Genomic DNA, 2716 nt, shown 5'->3' on the forward strand with positions numbered 1-2716 from the left:
CTGACCGGCTGGAGATTGCCGACACGCTGCGTCGGATCGAGGTGATCACCGGCACGGGCCGACGGCGGCGGTGGAGCCCTGACACCAAGGCGGCGATCGTGGCGGAGAGCTGCGCGCCGAGGGCGAGCGTGTCGGAGGTGGCACGGCGGCACGACATCAGCCCGAGCCTGCTGTTTCTATGGCGCCGCCAATCGCGGCAGGCGGATGCCGCCGTGACGACGAGCCGGGCGGAGCCGGTGTTCGTGCCGGTGCAGGTGGCCGACATCGAGCCGGATGGGGCACGCAGTCGCTCGGCGATCGAGATCGAGGTCGGGGACGTCCTGGTCCGCGTCACGGGGCGGGTCGACGGAGCGGCACTGCGCGACGTCCTGTCTGCGGTCCGAGCGATGGGGCGATGATCGCGATCCGCTCGGACCTGCGCATCCTGGTGGCGGCACGACCGGTCGACTTCCGGCGCGGGATGGACTCGCTCGCCATGCTGGTGAGCGAGACGCTGCGCGAGAACCCGTTCAGTGGTGCGCTGTTCGTCTTCAGGTCCAAGCGAATGGATCGGGTGAAGATCCTCGCCTGGGACGGCTCGGGCCTGGTTCTGTACTACAAGCGGCTCGAGACGAGCCGCTTCACTTGGCCACCGATCCGGGATGGTGTGGTCACGCTGAGCGCAGCGGAACTGACGTTGTTGCTCGACGGTCTGAACTGGACCACGCTGGTTCCGCAACGTGTGCAAAGACCGTTGCGTGCGGGCTGAACGGTGCGAGAGCGGTGGCGATTCACTCCGCTTCATAGTACCGTTCTCCCATGCACGGCATCGATGATCTGCCCTCTGATCCTGCGGTTCTGCAGCAGAAGCTGATCGAGGCGACATCTGCCATCGCGACCCTGTCGACAAATCTGAGCACGGCCTTGCACGAGCGTGATCTCGCCGTGGCGCAACGTGATGCCGCGCTTGCGGAGCACGAGAAGCTGCTGCTCATCCTGTCGCAGTACCGGCGTGCGCTGTTCGGCCGGCGTTCGGAACGACAGGACCAGGGCCAACTGGAACTGATGCTCGCGGCGACCGCGGCAGCTCCCGTCGCGGCGAACGAGAACACGCCGGCGACGAGCGACAAGGCGGCCGCCGGCACAGCGTCGGCGCAGCGGCAGCCGCGTCGCAATCGCGGTCGTCTCCCGCTCGAGCTGCCGCGCATCGAGGTGGTGATCGACATCGAGGACAAGACCTGCCCGTGCTGCGGCGGAACCTTGCACAAGATCGGCGAGAGCGTGAAGGAGATGTTCGACGTGGTCCCGGTGCAATACCGGGTGAAGCGGATCATCCGCCCACGCTGGGGCTGCCGGGCGTGCGAGGGGGCGGTCGTGCAGGCGCCGGCGCCGCCGCAGGCGATCGATGGCGTCATGGCGAGCGAAGCGATGCTCGTGAATGTCGCGATCCTGAAGTACGCCTATCATGTGCCGCTGTACCGGCAGGAGCAGATGCTCGCCGCGCACGGCATCGACCTCGACCGGCAGACGCTCGCGTCGTGGATGGGGCGGCTGGCGTGGTGGCTGAAGCCGCTGCACGAGGAACTGCTCGCGACAGTGCTGTCGTATCCCAAGCTGTTCGCCGACGAAACGCCGCTGCCGGTGCTCGATCCCGGACGCGGCCGGACCCGGACCTGTCGGTTCTGGGCGGTCGCGACCGACGACCGGCCCTGGGCCGGACCGGCGCCGCCCGCCGTCGTCTACGTGTTCGCCGAGGACCGCCGGGGCATCCGGGCAACCGAGTTGTTCGCGGGCTTCCACGGTGTGCTGCAGGTCGACGGATACGCCGGCTACAACAGCCTTGCCGACCCGGCCCGCGCGGGCGGACCGGTGACGCTCGCCTTCTGCTTCGCCCATGCGCGGCGCAAGTTCTACGAGGTCAACGTCGCGACCGGCTCGCCGATCGCCGCCGAAGCTTTGCAGCGCATCGGCGTTTTCTACGCCGTCGAAGCAAACATCCGCGGCGCTACCGCCGACGAGCGACGCCGCCTCCGACAAGCCGAGACGAAGCCACTCGTCGAGGCGTTCAAACTCTGGCTCGAGGCGAGGCTCGCGGAGATCTCGAAAAAGTCCGGCCTGGCGCAGGCGATCCGCTACACGCTCGCCCACTGGGAGGGGCTGACGCGCTTCCTCGACGACGGCCGCATCGAGATCGACAACAATGTGGTGGAGCGCTCGATCAAACCGGTGGCTCTCGGAAGAAAGAACAGTCTGTTCGCCGGCAGCATCCAGGGTGCGCAGACCTGGGCGATCCTCGCTTCGTTGATCAACTCCGCGAAGCTGAACGACGTCGAACCGCAAGCCTGGCTGACCGACGCTCTGGAGCGCATCGTCTCGGGACGCACCACCATCAATCGTCTCCACGAGTTGCTGCCGTGGATCTGGGAGGCCGCTCGCACGGAGCGCATCACGTTCGCCGCCTGATGTCATCCCGACATCGTGATCAGTTCGGCGGCAGGGCCTCGGGCGCGGACACCTCCTGCGCCTCGCTCGTGTCGGAATGGATCTCCTCTCGGATCACCCGCAGCGTCACTTCGTGAAGATACGACTGCAGCGCCCGGTCGAGTTCAACAAACTCCGGCCACAAGACCTGATCGACGAACCCCTGTGGAACCCGCACCATCACGGTGTTGCGCCGCTGGCGACGATACCGAAACGGCTTCAGCCCGTAGCGGCGGCACAGGGCGATGAACAGGTG

General features: G+C 67.1%; 3 protein-coding genes and 1 pseudogene. 3 read left to right on the forward strand and 1 reads right to left on the reverse strand.

Features of this window, described 5'->3' with window-relative positions:
- The 3 genes from tnpA to tnpC form a co-directional block, all read left to right on the forward strand.
- Positions 1-398: IS66-like element accessory protein TnpA (gene tnpA, locus ABTU92_RS25355; protein ID WP_408094386.1), on the forward strand; the 398-nt coding region annotated here is incomplete at its 5' end.
- The gene (tnpB, locus tag ABTU92_RS25360) at positions 395-748 is read left to right on the forward strand and encodes an IS66 family insertion sequence element accessory protein TnpB (protein ID WP_408094387.1); all 354 of its coding nucleotides are present in this window, start codon (positions 395-397) and stop codon (positions 746-748) included. The genes tnpA and tnpB, both read left to right, overlap by 4 nt.
- 122 nt (positions 749-870) lie before the next feature.
- A complete protein-coding gene (gene tnpC / locus ABTU92_RS25365; RefSeq protein WP_408094388.1) occupies positions 871-2442 on the forward strand; it encodes an IS66 family transposase in 1572 nt (523 codons plus the stop codon).
- A gap of 19 nt (positions 2443-2461) precedes the next feature.
- Here tnpC and ABTU92_RS25370 read toward each other — a convergent pair.
- Positions 2462-2716 (reverse strand): annotated as a pseudogene (locus tag ABTU92_RS25370) (hypothetical protein); the annotation flags it as partial.

The organism is Rhodoplanes sp. SY1 (assembly GCF_046000175.1).
Lineage (GTDB): Bacteria > Pseudomonadota > Alphaproteobacteria > Rhizobiales > Xanthobacteraceae > Rhodoplanes.